At 70.2% G+C, this 16,447-nt stretch carries 11 protein-coding genes; 7 read left to right on the forward strand and 4 right to left on the reverse strand.

The window, feature by feature from the left end; all coding sequences use genetic code 11:
* Positions 1-7 precede the first annotated feature (7 nt).
* The 4 genes from OG828_RS26750 to OG828_RS26765 are packed head-to-tail and all read left to right on the forward strand — an operon-like array spanning position 8 to position 3,823.
* On the forward strand, positions 8-835 hold the full coding sequence (locus OG828_RS26750; protein ID WP_328502532.1) for a zf-HC2 domain-containing protein: 828 nt from the start codon (positions 8-10) through the stop codon (positions 833-835).
* Complete coding sequence (locus tag OG828_RS26755) at positions 832-1,692, forward strand: ABC transporter ATP-binding protein (protein WP_328439934.1); 861 nt, start codon at positions 832-834, stop codon at positions 1,690-1,692. Before OG828_RS26750 ends, OG828_RS26755 begins: the two co-directional genes overlap by 4 nt.
* Positions 1,689-3,200, forward strand: coding sequence for an ABC transporter permease (locus OG828_RS26760; RefSeq protein ID WP_328502533.1), 1,512 nt, complete (start codon positions 1,689-1,691; stop codon positions 3,198-3,200). The genes OG828_RS26755 and OG828_RS26760 overlap by 4 nt, the downstream gene beginning before the upstream one ends.
* Positions 3,188-3,823: an ABC transporter gene (locus OG828_RS26765; protein WP_328502534.1), complete on the forward strand. Its 636-nt coding sequence runs from the start codon at positions 3,188-3,190 to the stop codon at positions 3,821-3,823. The genes OG828_RS26760 and OG828_RS26765 overlap by 13 nt, the downstream gene beginning before the upstream one ends.
* Positions 3,824-3,922: 99 nt before the next feature.
* Here OG828_RS26765 and mshD read toward each other — a convergent pair whose 3' ends face one another.
* The gene (gene mshD / locus OG828_RS26770) at positions 3,923-4,849 is read right to left on the reverse strand and encodes a mycothiol synthase (RefSeq protein ID WP_328362005.1); all 927 of its coding nucleotides are present in this window, start codon (positions 4,847-4,849) and stop codon (positions 3,923-3,925) included.
* A 122-nt stretch (positions 4,850-4,971) separates the two neighbouring features.
* Between mshD and OG828_RS26775 the strand changes: the two genes are divergently transcribed.
* Both OG828_RS26775 and OG828_RS26780 read left to right on the forward strand, forming a co-directional pair.
* Positions 4,972-6,780, forward strand: a complete 1,809-nt coding sequence (locus tag OG828_RS26775; protein ID WP_328502535.1) for a bifunctional metallophosphatase/5'-nucleotidase — start codon at positions 4,972-4,974, stop codon at positions 6,778-6,780.
* 82 nt (positions 6,781-6,862) lie between these two features.
* Positions 6,863-8,065 (forward strand): LmeA family phospholipid-binding protein, encoded by a 1,203-nt coding sequence (locus OG828_RS26780; protein ID WP_328362010.1) that lies wholly within the window; start codon positions 6,863-6,865, stop codon positions 8,063-8,065.
* A gap of 12 nt (positions 8,066-8,077) precedes the next feature.
* Here OG828_RS26780 and OG828_RS26785 read toward each other — a convergent pair whose 3' ends face one another.
* Positions 8,078-10,141, reverse strand: coding sequence for a pectinesterase family protein (locus tag OG828_RS26785; RefSeq protein ID WP_328502536.1), 2,064 nt, complete (start codon positions 10,139-10,141; stop codon positions 8,078-8,080).
* A gap of 161 nt (positions 10,142-10,302) precedes the next feature.
* Between OG828_RS26785 and OG828_RS26790 the strand changes: the two genes are divergently transcribed.
* Positions 10,303-13,620 (forward strand): tetratricopeptide repeat protein, encoded by a 3,318-nt coding sequence (locus OG828_RS26790; protein WP_328502537.1) that lies wholly within the window; start codon positions 10,303-10,305, stop codon positions 13,618-13,620.
* Between the two features lie 77 nt (positions 13,621-13,697).
* On the opposite strand, the gene OG828_RS26795 is transcribed toward OG828_RS26790, so the two are convergent.
* Together OG828_RS26795 and OG828_RS26800 are read right to left on the reverse strand one after the other, a co-directional pair.
* Positions 13,698-14,555: a hypothetical protein gene (locus tag OG828_RS26795; protein ID WP_328502538.1), complete on the reverse strand. Its 858-nt coding sequence runs from the start codon at positions 14,553-14,555 to the stop codon at positions 13,698-13,700.
* 416 nt (positions 14,556-14,971) lie between these two features.
* Positions 14,972-16,438, reverse strand: a complete 1,467-nt coding sequence (locus tag OG828_RS26800) for a glycosyltransferase family 39 protein (protein WP_328502539.1) — start codon at positions 16,436-16,438, stop codon at positions 14,972-14,974.
* Positions 16,439-16,447: the final 9 nt, after the last annotated feature.

Consider the following 16,447-nt stretch of genomic DNA (forward strand, 5'->3'; position numbering starts at 1 on the left):
TGTCCGCATGACCTGGCACGTACCTGAAGAAGATCTACGGTCGTACGCCCGCGGCGAGCTGACCGCCCCCGCCCTCTGGTCCACCGACACCCACCTCACCGCCTGCTCCCCCTGCCGGGCCGTGCTCGCCGAGGTCAGCGACCCGGTCGCGCTCGACGCCGGCTGGGAGCGGCTGGACGCCGAGCTGGACGTGCCCCGGCCGGGGTGGTTCGAGGCGCTGCTGGTGCGCCTCGGGGTGCCCGATCACACGGCGCGGCTGCTCACGGCGACGCCGGTGATGCGCGGCTCCTGGCTGGGCTCGGTCCTCGCGCTGCTCGTGCTGACCGTGCTGGTGACGAACCTGTCCCCGGTCACCGACTCGCCCACGCTGTTCCTCGCCCTCGCTCCGCTGCTGCCCCTTGCCGGGGTCGCGGTGTCGTACGGGCCCGCGCTGGACCCGACGTACGAGATGGCCGTCGTCTCCCCGTTGCACGGGTTCCGGCTGCTGATGATCCGGACGGTCGCCGTGCTCACCGCCGGACTCGCCCTCAACGGACTGGCGACGCTCGCCCTCCCGGCATACGGCCTGCGTGCCCTCGCCTGGCTGCTGCCCGCGCTCGCGCTGACCGCGACCGGTCTCGCGCTGACCCCGCGGCTGGGGCCGGTGCTCGCGCCGTCCCTCGTCGGCGGGGGCTGGATCGCGCTGCTGCTGGTGGCGGAGGCGACGGCCGACGGCCCGCTCGCGCCCTTCACCGCGGCCGGACAGAGCACGGCGGCCGCCGTCGCCGTACTCGCCGCCGGTCTCCTCTTCTTCCTCCGTGACCGCTTCGACCTCTTCCACGGGAGCCCCGCATGACCCCCACCGTCTCCGCCTCCGGGCTCAGCCTCCGCTACGGCGGCACACGCGCCCTGGACGACGTCGCGCTGCGGCTCACGCCGGGTGTGACGGGCCTGCTGGGCCCCAACGGCGCGGGAAAGACCACCCTGTTGCGGGTGCTCGCCACCGCGGTCCCCGCCGACAGCGGCGCCTTCACGGTCCTCGGCCAGGACCCGTCGACCACATCCGGCCGCCAGGAGGTCCGCCGCAACCTCGGCTACCTCCCCCAAACCCCCGGTTTCCACCAGGACTTCACGGCCTTCGAGTTCGTCGACTACGTGGCGATCCTCAAGGAGCTCACCGACCGCGCCGCACGGCACCGGGAGGTGCGGCGGGTGCTGGAGTGCGTCGATCTGTCCGACGTACGCGGCAAGCGGATCAAGAAGCTGTCCGGCGGTATGCGGCAGCGGGTCGCACTGGCCGCCGCGCTCGTCGGCGACCCCGGTTTCCTCGTCCTCGACGAGCCGACCGTCGGCCTCGACCCCGAACAGCGCATGCGGTTCCGGGAGTTGATCGCCACGGCCGGAGAAGGCCGTACGGTCCTGCTCTCCACCCACCAGACCGAGGACGTGGCGATGCTCTGCCACCGGGTCCTGGTCATGGCGGGCGGCACCATCCGCTTCGACGGCACCCCCGCCGAGCTGACCGCACGAGCGGCCGGCCGGGTGTGGAGCAGCGCGGAGCGCGCGCCGGGCGCGAAGGCGGGCTGGCGGACGGGGATGGGGACATACCGCAATGTGGGCGACCCGCCCCCCGGCGCCGAACTCCTCGACCCCACCCTGGAGGACGGCTACCTCCTCTCCCTCGACGGCGAGCACGCGGAGGTGGCCGCGTGAGCACCGTGCTGCAGGCGGCCCCGCCCGCCGTGACCACCGAGCCGCGTCACACCTGGGCGGCCGTGTTCGCCCTCGCCCGCTTCGAGGCGCGGAAACTGATGCTGAGCAGCCCTGTGCTGCTGGCCTTCACCGCGTACATCGCCTGGATCGTCTACACCGACCGCGAGGCCTTCCCCGCGCTCCAGGACGCCGACCGCGCCACGCAGGGCGCACCGCTGCTGGTCGCCCTGGCGGTGCTGATGACGGCGAACCTGGCGGTGCTGAGATCCAGGCGGCAGGACACGGAACGCCACTTCGGGGTGCTGGTGCTGCTGCCCTGGCAGCGCACGGCGGCCCACGCGCTGTCCGTGGTCCCGGCGGCCCTCCTCACCGCGCTCTGTGTAGGAGGCCAGTTCACCTGGCAGGCGCTCAAGCCGGGCGCCATAGGGCACGGTTCTCCGGCGGAACTCCTCGTCGGGCCGCTGACGGTGCTGCTGCTCGGCACGATCGGGGTGCTGATGGCACGGCTGGTGGCGTCGGTGGTGGCGGCCCCGCTGGCGGCGGTCTTCTTCCTCTTCTTCTACGTCATGATCGCGGCCCCCACCGGAAGCGGGCAGGGCACGCGATGGCTGGCGCCCGTGGTCGGCGAGAGCACGACCAACACGCTCCCGTCCGACCTGCTGGGCCGACCGGCCGCGTGGCACGCGCTGTATCTCGCGGGGCTGGTCCTGTGCGCGGTGCTGGCCGCGGTGCTGATCAGCGGCGGCCGCAAGGCCATCGTCGCCGGTGCCTTGGCCGCGGCGGTGCTCCTGACGCTGACCGGCGCCGTCGCCCAGGCACGGGACATCTCACCGGAGCTGACGGCGGCCCGGGAGCGGGTCTCGGTGACGCCGGCGAAGGAACAGACCTGCGTACGGCACGACGGCTCGACGTACTGCGCCTTCCCGGAGTGGGTGCCGCGGACGGAGACCTGGGCGGACGTCGTGGACCACGTCAAGTCGCTGGCCGGCGCCGGCGCGCAGGACCGCGAACTCCTCATACGGCAGCGGATCGACGCCCGCTACGGCCTGGACGGCGACTCCGCGCTGGATCCTTCGGCCACCCCGGACCAGGTCACCGTGGGCACCCGCTGGGGCGGCAACCGCGTCCCCGAGTTCTCGGCGGCGGTCGCCTCCGTGCTGGTGACGGGCACCGAGAAGGATGCGGGCGGGATATGCGACGGCCGCATGGTCACCGTCATGTGGCTGGCGCTGGGCTGGGCGGACGACCCGATGCAGTCGTTGCGCGACGTCCGCGTGGACGACAGCGTGTCCGGCTCCGCGATCGTCCTGTCGCCGACCGATCCGCTGTCCATGACGTCCGGTCACACCGACGTCGTACGGGAACTGCTGGAGCAGCCGCGCGACACCGTCACCGCGAAGGTGAAGGCGAACTGGGCCGAACTGACCTCACCGGACGTCAAGACCAGCCGGGTCGCCCAGCTGCTGGGCGTCGACGCACCGAAGGGCGCGGACTCGTGCGAGGAGTGACGGCGCTGGTGGTGCCGGTCTTGCGCGCGCTGCCGTGGCGGGTGCTGGGCGCTTCCGCGGCGGCGGGACTGCTGCTCGCGGGGTTGCCCCGGCTGTTCGGCCTGAACGCCTGGTGGGCTCTGCTCCTCCTCCGGGGCGCCGTCCTGGCCTTCGCCCTCGGGCTCGCGTTCGTCCTGGACGACCCCGCCCGGCACACGACGGCACCGGTGCCGACCCGCCGCTGGATTCGCCACGCCCTGCGGGCGGTGCTCGTCGCACCGGCGGCGGGGGCGTGGTGGGTGGGAGCGGTGCTGCTGGTTCCCGGGTCGCTCCGTCCTCCGCTCGCCGACGTCACGCTGGAGGCGGGCGCGGTGTTCGCCGTGGCCCTGGCAGTGGCGGCGGCAGCGGTACACCGCACCGACGAACCCACCCCGGGCACGCTGGTCGCGGCGACCCTGCTCGCGTCCGCCGCCCTGACCCCGCTCCTCCTGCCGGACGACTGGGCCCTGTTCGTGTCCGTCACCGACGAGCGGTGGGCGGCCGCGCACGACCGGTGGGGGATGGTGCTGGCCGGTGCGGTGGTGGTGTGGGGGTTGTGCGGGACGGAGCCGGTGCGCAGGCGTGGGGTGCGGGCCGCTTTCTGACGCCGGTCACGGGACCGACGCCGGTCACGGGACCGACGCCGGTCACGGAGCCGACGCCGTTCACGGCACCGGCACCCGACCGGCACAGCGCCCCGCACGTCAGGTCTCCGTGCGGTACATCAAGTCCGTCTCGTGCGTGACGAAGCCCAGCCGCTCGTACACCGACACCGCCGCCTTGTTGTCGGCGTCGACGTACAGCATCGCGGTCGGGAGGGCCTGCGCCGCGAGGTGACGCAGCCCGATCGTCGTCAGGGCCTTGCCCAGGCCGCCGCCCTGGGCGCCGGGGCGCACGCCCACGACGTACACCTCGCCCAGCCCTTCGGCCGCGTGGACCTTCGTCCAGTGGAAGCCGATCACCTCGCCCTCGCGCTCCGCGAGGAAGAACCCGGCGGGATCGAACCACGGCTCGGCCTTACGGTCGTCGAGGTCCCGCTGGGTGAGGGAGCCCTGCTCGGGATGGTGGGCGAAGGCGGCGGCGTTGACGGCGAGCCAGGCGGCGTCGTCCTGGCCGGGGACGAAGGTGCGGACGGTCACGCCGGGCGGGAGGACCGGATCGGGCAGGTCGAGATCGGTCAACGGCCGCCGCATCTGGCGCAGTTCACGGAACAGGGTCAGCCCCAGCACCTGAGCCAGATGCCGCGCCGCCGAGTGACCGCCGTGCGCCCACACCCGTAGCCGCTTCCCGGACGCGGCAAGCAGCGCCGAGCCCAGCGCGCGTCCGTGCCCGTGCCCGCGGTGCGCGGGATGGACGACCAGTTCGGCGGCCGGCGCCTCCACCGGATCGGTGTCCTCCAACTGGGCGTAGCCGACGAGTTCGTCGCCGACGGTGAGGAGGAGATGGGCGATGCCCTCACGGGCTCCTCCGCGCAGATACAGCCGCCCCTGCTCGGACACCGCCTGCCGCCCGTCGTGGTCCGCGGCCTCCGCCAGCAGCGCGAGCACGGATTCGGTCTGTTCCGGGGAGAGCACGGAGTAGGTCTCGATGGCGCGGGAGAGGGCCGGGTAGGCCGTGTCGTCGCTGGTCATGAGTACGAGGGTACGGGGGCAACCAGGTTGTAACACCGAAAACCCTGTCGCGCTACGCGCGTTGACTTTAGGCTGCCGCCCTACGGAACCACACTCACCTCAGCAGACCCACAGGGGAGCGCATGCCAGCCACATCCCAGCCGCACCACCGCCGCAGACGCCGTACCCACGCCCTTCTCGCAGCAGCGGCGGGACTGGCGACCGCCGGTGCGCTCCTCGCGGCGATACCGGCCGGGGCGGCACCGGACAGCAAGGGGGCCGGCCACCATCTGCCCGGCCGCTACCAGGACGTCCAGTTGCTGTCCTTCAACGACCTGCACGGCAACCTGGAGCCGCCGTCCGGTTCCTCGGGCCGGGTCACCGAGGTGCACGAGGACGGCACCACGTCGACGATCGACGCGGGCGGCGTCGAGTACCTCGCGACCCATCTGCGGGACGCGCGCAAGGGCAGCAAGTACTCGATCACCGCGGCCGGCGGCGACATGGTCGGCGCCTCCCCGCTGATCTCGGGCCTCTTCCACGACGAGCCCACCATCGAGGCGCTGAACAAGCTGAAGCTCGATGTGACGAGCGTCGGCAACCACGAGTTCGACGAGGGCGCCAGGGAACTGGCCCGGCTGCAGAACGGCGGCTGCCACCCCACCGACGGCTGCTACGCGGACGAGGAGTTCGAGGGCGCCGACTTCCCGTACCTCGCGGCGAACGTCCTGGACGAGAAGACCGGCAAGCCGATCCTCAAGCCCTACTGGGTCTGGAAGAAGAACGGCGTCAAGGTCGGCTTCGTCGGCGTGACCCTGGAGGACACCCCGGGTGTCGTCTCCGCCGAGGGGGTCAAGGGCCTCAAGTTCAAGGACGAGGTCGAGACGATCAACAAGTACGCCAAGGTGCTCCAGCGCCAGGGCGTGAAGTCCATCGTCGCCCTCATCCACGAGGGCGGGGCCCCGGCCTCGTCGGCGTACAACTACGACTGCGACTCGCCCGGCGCCGGCGACGGCATCTCCGGTCCGATCGTCGACATCGCCAAGAGCATCACCCCGCAGGTGGACGCGCTGGTCACCGGGCACACCCACGCCGCGTACGCGTGCACGATCAACGACCCGTCGGGCAAGCCGCGCACGGTCACCTCGGCCGCGTCCTTCGGCCGCCTCTACACGGACACCACGCTGACGTACGACCGGTGGACGGGTGACATCGCCCGTACGGCCGTCAAGTCCGCGAACCACGTGGTCACCCGGACCGTCCCCAAGGCGACGGACATGACCGAGCTGATCGCCAAGTGGAACACCCTCGCCGCGCCCATCGGCAACCGCGCGATCGGCCACATCTCCGCAGACATCAGCAACTCCGGTACGGAGTCCCCGATCGGCGACCTCATCGCCGACGCGCAGCTGGCGTACGGCAAGGAGCTGGACGCGGAGACCGACCTCGCGCTGATGAACCCGGGCGGTGTCCGGGCACCGCTGACCTATGCGGCCAAGGGCGCCGAGGGCGACGGTGTGGTGACGTACGCCGAGGGCTTCACGGTGCAGCCGTTCGCGAACACCGTGAATCTGCAGGACTTCACCGGCACCCAGCTGATCCAGGTGCTGAAGGAGCAGGTGAGCGGGGTGAACACCGCGTCGCCGAAGATCCTCCAGCCCTCGTCCGGGCTGACGTACACGCTCGACCTGACGAAGACCGGCGCCGACCGTGTCGTCACCGACTCGATCAAGCTCAATGGCACGGCTGTCGATCCGGCCGCCACCTACCGCGTCGCGACGAACAGCTTCCTCGCGGGCGGCGGCGACGGGTTCCCGACGCTGGGCCAGGGCACGAACGACCTGGTCGGCGCGGACGACCTGACCGCTCTGGAGAAGTACCTGACGGCCAATTCCTCGGCCACGGACCCGATCGAGCCGCCGAAGGCGGACCGGATCACGATCGTGAAGTAGAACGCGAGGTAAATCGTGAGGTACATCGCATACCTGGGGTAGAGGTTGCGGGTGGGGCCGGTACGCATGTTCGGATGGCTCGATGCGTACCCCCCACCACATAGCGACGCATTATCGTTCAAACCCGTACGAAGAGCTGGCCGCTCTCGACGACGGCCCTATGGAGGAGTTCCTCCATGAGCCCGAGGAGAAAGAGGAAGACGAGTGGTCCCCGCCCAACCACCGCCGTAACGGCCGGCGCAGGCGGGGCCGCTTCGCGGGCCTCTCGCTCGGGATGAAGGCGGTGGTGGGGATCGTCGCCCTCGCCGCCTGCCTCACCCTCGCCGACCGCTGGGCCCTGCTGTACGCCGAGCGCCAGGCGGCGGACGCCCTCAAGGACCGTCTCGACCTGGCGGCGGCGCCCGAAGTCGAGATCAGCGGTTTCCCCTTCGTCACCCAACTCGCCGACGAGCGCCTGGACTCGGTGAAGGTGACCGTGCCCGACGTGGCCGCCGACCGGGTCTCGCTGGCGCAGGTGTCGGCGACGGCGAAGGACGTACGACTGGACGCCGACGGCCCGACGGCCGTGCGCGGCGCGAGCGTCCCCGAGCTGGACGGCGACGTACTGCTGTCGTTCGCCGACCTCAACCGTGAACTGGGCGCGTCCCAGGTGACGTTCACCGGTGAGGGCCACGACCGCGTCCGGGCACGCGGCACGCTGCCGGTCGCCGGACACGACCTGCGGCTGCGCGCCGAGGCCCGCATCCAGCGTGAGGGCGACCGCGGGATCGCGACGCACATCGGCGGAATGCGCCTGGACATCGGGGACTTGGCGACGTACCGCCCGGGCACCGCCGCCTCGGAGGGCCTGCATCTGACCTCCGACGCGGCGGCCCGCCTCACCCGCGAGACGCGCAAGGCGAAGGCGCTGCTGTCGGTCCCGGCGGTCGTACGCCGCCTGGGCGTGCCGGACTCCGCCGTACGCGAGGCCCTGAGCGACGACTCCAAGCTCGCCGAGCTGACCGGCTCCGCGCGCTTCGCCCGCCAGGCGATGAGCCTCAACCTCATCGACCTCGCCCTCGCCCACCCTCAGCTCCTGAAGCTGCTGGGCTTCGACCCCACCCTCCTGGACGCCCTGCCCCGCCTGACCCGCCCGGTTCTCGCCGACCAGCTGTCGCTGGGCTTCGAACTCCCGAAGCCGCCGAGCGGGGAACTGCGGCTGCGGGACGTGCGGGTGGAGGAGGACGGGATCAGGGTGCGGCTGGAGGGGTCGGGGCTGTCCATCGGCCAGGTAAGTTCTGGGTGAATCCCATGGGGGTCACGATGCGGTCGGCGTCCAACCGCCGAGCCAGTCCGCGACCTCCTGGCCGGCGGCCTGGGTGTCGGTCAGCTGCGGCCGGTCGCTGCTCGCGGCGCCCGCGCCCGGGCCGGTGTTCTTGTACTCGGCGAACCGGTCGTCCTTCCAGGAGAAGCCGCCCATGTCGGACCAGGGGACCGACTTGATCGCGGCGCTCAGCGTGGAGTTCCGTACGGTCGTCTGCGGGTCGACGGTGGTGTCTGAGCCCGGGTGCCAGTTGCGGCCGAGGAAGAAGGAGGCCGCGGAGACGTCGCCGTTGACCGCCGAGCGGTTGATGAGGATGCCCTTGCGGTTCGCCGGCGTGCTCGGGGCGGTGACATACCCGGCCGACGTACCGTTCCAGCGCTTCTTCAGCGTGATGACGGACTTGTCGACGACGACCGTGGCCCGGCCGAAGATGAAGTCGACGTTGCCGCTGATGTAGGAGTTGCTGACGTAGACCCGGCCGAGCTTGTCCTTGGCGGCGGTCTCCAGCTCCAGCGTGTCCTGGTCGCCGTTGACGATCAGCGAGTCGAGGACGACCTTGTCGGCCTGGGTCAGCAGGGCGACCGCCTGGTGGCCGGAGAGGGACTGGTTCGCGGCCTCGTCGAAGTCGTTGGTGACGGTCAGATTGCGGACCTGGGAGTCGTCCGACTGGACGGACAGCGTCGCGCTGCCCGGAGTGCCGTACGTCCCCGACCCGTCCGGCTTCTGCATCCCGGCCGCGTTGCCGTAGACGATCACCGTGTCCTTACGGCTGCCGCCGCTGCCCTGGATGGTGACGTGCGGCTTGTCGGCCGGGACCTTGACGACCTCGCGGTACGTCCCCGGCTTCACCGAGATCACGACCCGGGAGGCGTTGTCGGCGGGTACGGCGTTCACGGCGGCCTGGACGGTCCGGTACTGGCCGGACCCGTCGGCGGCGACGGTGAGGGTGGTCGCCGCGGCAGCGGTCGTCGAGGCGCTCGTCGTGCCGATGGAACTGCGGGGCCCGGCACCCGACTTGAGGAGGCTCGGTACGTCCGCGGCCTGGTCGAGCGTGTACCCGTAATAGGTCTTCGGATCAAAGGCGGTGCCTCCGCTCTCGTTGCGTCCACTGGTCCCGGAGAAGACGTTCCCGCGCTGCACGAGGCTCGCGGCGCTGTCCTTGATGACGGGGTTGTTGACGCCCTGGAAGGAGGAGTTCTCCAGGACCATCTTGGTCGCGCCGCGCGCGTAGTTGCCGTACGAGGACTTGATGTCCGTCCCGGCCACGTCCTCCAGGAAGTTGTTGTAGAGGTGCGCGTGAGCGGCGTTGTCCGTCGAGGGGTTGCGCTGCTCGGTCTCGCGGATCCAGTTGTGGTGGATCGTGATGTCCGTCTTGACGTTCTCGGTCCAGCCGATGCCGAAGGTCTTGTTGTTCTGGCTGAGCTTGTTCCAGGACACGGTGACGTTGGTGCTGTCCTTGCGGACGTCGATGAGCCCGTCGGCCATGTGCCGCAGATCGTTGTGGTCGATCCAGACGTGGTGGGCGCCGTCCATCTGGATGGCGTCGAAGTCGTGGTCCTTGTCGTTCCAGATGCCTTGGTAGGCGTCCCGGATCGTCAGGTTCCGGATGATCACGTTGTGAACCCCGGACCCGAGGAAGAAGCCACCGCCGACGATGTGCCCCGAGGTCCCGGCCCCGACGATGGTCTTGTCGGACGCGACCTTGATCTCTTTCCCGACGGGATTCATGGTGATGGTCGCCGCGACCACGATGACGTACGGCTCGGCGGCGGTCGCGTACTTCTCCAGGTCCGCAAGCGTCTTCACGGTGACGGTCTTGCCGTCCCGTCCGCCATAAGTCCCGTTCTGTCCGAGGGAGTTGACCGACGCGAAGCCGTCGGCGGTAGCGGTGGCCCAGGCGGGCGCGGCGGCGGAGGCCGTGCTCTGCACGTCCTCACCGAAGAGTCCGAGGTCCGTTCCGTAGGCGAGGCTCCCGGCGGCGGTGAGGGCGAGCGGGACACCGACGGCCAAGGCCTTACGGCTTCTGCGGTGACGAGGCTTGCTGTGCTTCTCACTCATACGGCGATCCGTTCCGTGCGGGGGGATGGGGTCCGAGAGATCGGTTGCCGCCCCGCAGGGAAAGGTTGCCGGGTCGAAACCCTTTACTTGGCACAGGACTTGGGGTGCGGTCCTCTTGCAGGACCGCGGAAAACATGACAGCACAGCGGGGGTACAGGGCCATGGACACCATCGACGCCGAACCCGACTACGAACGCTTCGTCGCCCTGGGCCGCGCTGCGCTCGCCGCCGGGCGGTTCGAGGAGGCCGGGCGGCTGCTGGGGGAGGCCGTGGCGTTGCGCCCGGACCGGGCCGTGGCGCACGTCGAGCTTGCCGGCGCCTTGCGCGGACTCGGACGTACCGGGATGGCGCGCCGCGCCTACGTCCAGGCCCTGTCCATCGACCCGGACTGTGCGGCTGCCGAGGCCGGCCTGCACGGCATGAGGCCCGACCAGCACGCGCGGGAGAACTTCCGGGTCGGCCAGCGCCTCGGCAGTCACCGGCACGTCGGCCACTGGACCGTGCTGGACGTGCGCCGCGGCGGATTCGGCGTCGTGTACGTGGTCCGCAGCAGCGACACCGGCGAGCGCAAGGTGCTCAAGACCTACGACACCCGCCTGCTGTGGAGCGACGCGGACCGGGCCCGGTTCGAGCGCGAAGCGCTGACCTGGGTACGGCTGCCCCCGCACCGGCACGTCGCCCCTGCCGACCACGTGGAGTGGATCGAGAACCTGCCCTGTGTGGTCACCGAATACGCCGAGGGCGGCGATCTGGCCGGGCTGCTGGCGGACGGCGCGCTGCCGCCCGCGAAGGCGCTGCGGTTCGCCCGGCACCTGTGCGACGGGCTGCGCCACGCCCACGACCAGCTGGGCCTGGTGCACCGGGACGTTAAACCGGCGAACTGCCTGCTGACCGGCGACGAGACGCTGTGGGTGACCGACTTCGGACTGGCCCGTGCCTTCGAGTCCGGCGAGGCCGGTCTTCCCGGCCTGGGCGAGCTGCCGGCGGACGCGCAGGCGCTGTACACGACGGTGGCCGGCACGCCGCGCTACATGGCCCCCGAGCAGTTCGTCCCCCGAGCCGTGCTGGACACCCGTGCCGACGTGTACGCGTTCGGCGTGGTGCTCTTCCAGATGGTCACCGGCGCGCTGCCGCCCGGGAACGGGCGGGCGAAGGCGTACATCGACCGCACCGCCGGCCTGCGCACCCGCCGTACCCGGCTCTACCAGCTGATCCGCGCGTGCACCGAGCCGGAACGGGAGAACCGACCGCCGGACTTCGCCGCGGTGCGCGAGCTGCTGGACGGGGTGTACCGGGAGGTGCTGGACCGCCCGGCACCGGCGCCCTCGAAGCCGGCGCGGCTCACCGCCGAGGGCTGGCTGTCCAAAGCGGTGGGGCTGCACCAACTGCACTGCTACGACGAGGCATTGGATGCGGTGCAGCAGGGCTTGGAGACGGCCGAGCAGAACGGGGACCGCGACGTCGTCCGCAGCAAGCTGTGGCAGGTGCGCGGCATGTCCCTGGGCGGCTTGCGCAGGGCCGACGAAGCGCTGGCCGCCTACGACCGCACCGTCGAGCTGAACCCGGACGAGCCGAGCGCGTGGCTGAACAGGGGGAACCTTCTCCGCAGCCTGGAGCGGAGCGAGGAAGCTCTGGCGTGCTACGACCGTGCTCTGGAGCTCCGGTCCGACATGGCTCATGCCTGGGGAGGCAGGGCGGGCGCCCTGCAGGAGCTGGACCGCTTCGGGGAAGCGGAGGAGGCGTTCGGCCGGGCCCTGGAGCTGCGGCCGCGCGACCAGAACTTTCTGCTTGACCGGGCCCTGCTGCGAAGTCGGCAGAATCGGCCTGCCGAGTCGCTGGTGGACCTCGACCGGGCGCTGAGCATCGCCCCTCGCTTTTTCAAAGCGCACTACAACAAGGCGGTCGCGCTGCTGGATCTGTCACGTCCGGCTGAGGCCGTCGAGGTCCTGAAGCGGGCGGCCGAGATGGAGCCGGACGACGCGGGTGTCTGGTCGAACCTGATGCGCGCGGCCTACCGGCTGGAGCGCTACGAGCAGGCCCTGGAGTACATGGAGAAGGCACGGCTGCTGGGCGGGGACACCGTCGACCTGCTGGTGTACGAAGGGGCGATACACGCCGATCTCCACGGGAACGACGAGAAGGAGCTGGCCTGCTACGAGCGTGCGCTCGAGCTCGATCCGGACTCGTCCTGGGCGTGGTTCAGCAAGGCCGGGGCCCTGTATGCGCTCGGGCGCTTGCAGGAGACCCTGCCTTGCTACGACCGTGCCGTCGAGCTCCTTCCGGACTACACCGCGGCCTGGAAGTGGAAGTCCGTCACCCTGCGGGAGCTGGACCGGCCCGACGAGGCGCTCGCGTGGATCGACCGTGCCACGCAAGCCCTGCCGGACGAGCCCACGCTGTGGGAACAGAAGGGCGGAATCCTGAACAAGCTCGACCGCCTGGAGGAGGCCCTGCCCTGCTTCGAGCGATGGCGGGAGCTCGATCCCACAGATGTCGGCGCGTGGGTGAGCACCGGCTGGGTCCTGGGTGAGCTGGGCCGCAGCGAGGACCAACTCACTTGCTACAGCGAGGGGTTGGCGATCTGGCCCGACGACGGGAAGTTGTGGAACGGCAAGGCGGTGGCACTGCGGGACCTGGGCCGCCTCGAGGAAGCGGAGCAGGCGTACGCCCGCACTCTGGAGCTGCGGCCGCGCGCGGAGAACTGCCTCTTCGGCCGGGCCCTGCTGCGGCGGCGGCAGAACCGGCAGGCCGACGCGCTGGTGGACCTGGACCGAGCTCTCTCCGTCGCGCCCCGTTACGTCCCGGCCCTCCTGGAGAAGGGATGCGTGCTGCTGGTGCTGGGACGTCCGGCCGAGGCCATGGAGGTTCTGGAGCAGGCAGCCGAGATCGACCCGGACGACCGGGACGTGCGCTGGAACATCCTGCGGGCCGCCTTCGATCTCGGGCAGTACGAGCGGGCCGGGGAGTGCTGCGAGGAACTTCGGCGGACGGGTGAGGACTGGGCCGGCGTGCTGGTCTACAAGGGCTCGATCCACCGGGCGCTGCACGGGCGCGACGAGGAGGAGCTGGCCTGCTACGAGCAGGCGATCGAGCTGGACCCCGAGCTGCCGGAGGCGTGGCAGAACAAGGCCGACGTCCTGTGTGCGCTCGGCCGTCAGGACGAGGCCCTGCCCTGCTACGACCGCGCCATCGCGCTCGACGCGGGGGCGGCGGCCTGCTGGTACAAGAAGTGCTTGGCGCTGAGTGAGCTGGAACGGCACGAGGAAGCACTCACCTGCGCCGACCGCGCCCTCGCTGCGGCACCCGATGACGCCATGGCGGCCAGAGCCGAGGGGATGAAGGGGGTCGCCTTGGCGGCACTCGGACGCCTGGAGGAGTCATTGGCCTGCTACGACGAGAGCCTCAAGACCTCGCCGGACGCTTCCTGGCTCCAGGAAGGCAGACGGTGGGTGCTCGAACGCCTCGGCCGTACCGACTAGGCGGCGGCCGCGCGATGCAGCGCGGCCGCCGTCATGGATGAGAGGAACCGCCCTGGTTGCCTGCGCGTCGGTTTCCTTTACTTGGCGCAGGACTTGGGGTCGAGGTTCTCCTGCCATTTGTCCTCACGGCCGTCGGGCTGGCCGTTGGGGAGGAGCTTGTCGGAGATGCCGTCGATGTAGTAGCCGTGCGAGTAGACCGTCTTCCAGCTCGCGTCCCGGCCGCGCCAGGTGTGGGCGGTGACGCGGTCGTCGCCGGTCTTGTTCCACTCGTAGTCCTCGACGTAGAAGACCGGGTTGACGCGGACGACGCGCTGGTACGGCGTCCAGGTCGTCGCGACCTGGGTGCACGGCGGGATGGACTTCTCACTCCGCCGCTCGAAGGACGAGGTCTTCTCCCAGCCCCACTCGTAGCTGAAGCTGCCGCCCGCGGTGCCGGAGAAGATGCTCTTGGCGAGGGAGAGGCTGATGTTGGCGCCGACGCTCTTCTTGACGGACGTCTTGGTGCTGTAGCCGCTGACGAAGGTCACCTTGTCCTCCGTCGTGCCGTGGTTGCCGGTCCACTCGGAGGTGCGCACGGGCTCGCCCTTGATGGACCAGGTGGAGGCCTGCCCGTAACCGCACCAGCCCCGGAAGGTCTCCCACGGACCGATCGGCTCCCACAGCGGGATGACGTCGTTCAGGTACTCGTCCCGCGTCTTGAACTCCCCGGTCTCGACGTTGAGGGCGCCATAGACCCCCGTCAGGCTCGCCTCCTGACCGCAGAGCCGGTCCAGCATCAGGTCGGTGTCACCGGGATCGACACCACGGACGTTCTGCGCACCGGCCGGTCCGGCCTGGGCGGTGCCGGCACCGGTGACGACGGCGGTGAGGGCGAGGGCGGCGGAGGCGGCGGTCAGGGCGGCCTTGTTCAGGACAGACGTGAGCGCACGGCTCATGGGCATGCTCCTGCTCTTCTGATCGTGAAGTGGGGGCGATGCCGGCAGCAGTGAGCACGAGGCGTCACAGGGGACCCAGCAGCATCAGAAGCGATCGGAAGATAACAGGGGTGATTGAATCTTTAGCAACTTCTGAGGGCTGGGGCATGGCCGAAAGTAGCCCCGAGATCAGCGGTCTCCGTCTGGGACCCGGCCGTCCTGTCAGGGCGTTTCTGGTGGCGGCGTGGACGTGCCCGGACAGCCGGAACGTCGCGATCGTGCCGCTGCCTCAGGCCCAACGTGAGGCTTCAGGTGCTGCCCTTCTCTGCCGGGCTGCATCACCACATGAGCGCGTCGCTTGGTCTTCGCGGCGTCGTCCTGGTCGGCGTTCGTGGAGGGCGTCAAGTGCTCGCACGGCAGGCCCTGACCAGTCGCGGTCACCTCATCACATAGACGGTGACTCGCGCCCCGTTGACATGAGTTGTTCCGTACTCGCGGAAGTGGCGCCGCAGGGTGCTCGTCTTCGCTTCCTCCCGCGGGTCGGCCGACGAGTGCGCACCCGCCGCGCGGACCGCGACGATCCGGTCGAACTCCAGCATGCGTGCCGCTATTTCCTGGGCGGGAAGCTCGACACCTGCAAGTGTGTTCGACGAGACGGGGTCCTGTGCCAGGGCGAGATCTGTCAGGAATCGGGTGTCCTCGGGGTTGGCCGCGGTCAAGATCCGGTGGCGGCCGGAGAGATAGAGCAGCCCGTCGCCGGGACGCCCCTCCTCCCGTACGGCGGCGGCGATGGCGGTGACGTTGTTGCTTCGGCTCTGGGGCGTCCTCAGCGACAGGCTCGGCTGGACGAGCGAGGCCAGTACGGCAACCGCCGCGATCCACGCGATGCGGGAAGAGAGCTGCCGCCGGTGGAAGTAATCCATCAAGGCGCCCAGCAGCAACGCGATTCCGATATTGCTGAAGAGCACATACCGGTCGACGAAAAGGGGCTTGACCAGTGAGGCGATCAGCAGCAGAAGGCCCGGAAGCACAAGAATCGGCAGAGCCAGCACAGAAAGCCGAATGGGCCCCCTCACTCCCAGGGGTGCCAGGGCACACACCACGCCCACCACCGCCACCACCAGGAAATATTCAAGCCGTACCGGTACGCCGATCCAGGACACCTGCTCCGACTGCCCCGCACTGTAGATCGCCAGCGGCAACAGCCCGGCCACAACGCCCGCGGCAGCCACAGCCCACGCCCTCAGCACCGGTCGTGGAACACGGGAGACGACCAGTGTCACGCCGTGCGCGAGCAGGGCGAGGACCGCGAACTCATGGAGCAGACAGGCCAGCAGCATGGTGGAGCCGTAGACCGCCCACCGCCACCGGGCCCGATGCGAGACGCCGGCCACGAGCGCATAGGTGGCCCAGGTGACCAGGGCACAGACCATCGCGTACGAGCGGCCTTCCTGCGCGAACTTCTGTACCTGGGGAAGGAGCGGAAACACCAGCCCGGCCAGCAGCCCGGCACGGGGTCCCGCCAGGCGGAGCCCCAGAAGCCCGACTCCGGCCGCTGCCAAGGACATCGCCAGCACAGACGGCAGCCGCAACGTCAGCAGCCCTCCGCCGAAGAGACCGAAGACCTCATGCATCACGGCGTAGTAGAGGGCATGGACCAGGTCGATGTGCTGGGCGGTGTGCCATATCTGCGAAAGGTCGCGGTGCGCGAGCTGGTAGGTGACGGACTCGTCCCCCCACATGGTGTTCTGCCTGCGGATACCCCAGAGCCCCAGAGCGACGGTCAGCGCGAAGGGCGCGATGACGACAACGGCTTTGGCCGGGCCCGGTGATGGTCGACGGGCGGGAAGAACGGGAGGGGAAACGGTCCTGGCCAGGACGGGCGCACGTTCATCAACGGACATGGGCGACAG

Source organism: Streptomyces sp. NBC_00457 (assembly GCF_036014015.1).
Taxonomy (GTDB): domain Bacteria; phylum Actinomycetota; class Actinomycetes; order Streptomycetales; family Streptomycetaceae; genus Streptomyces.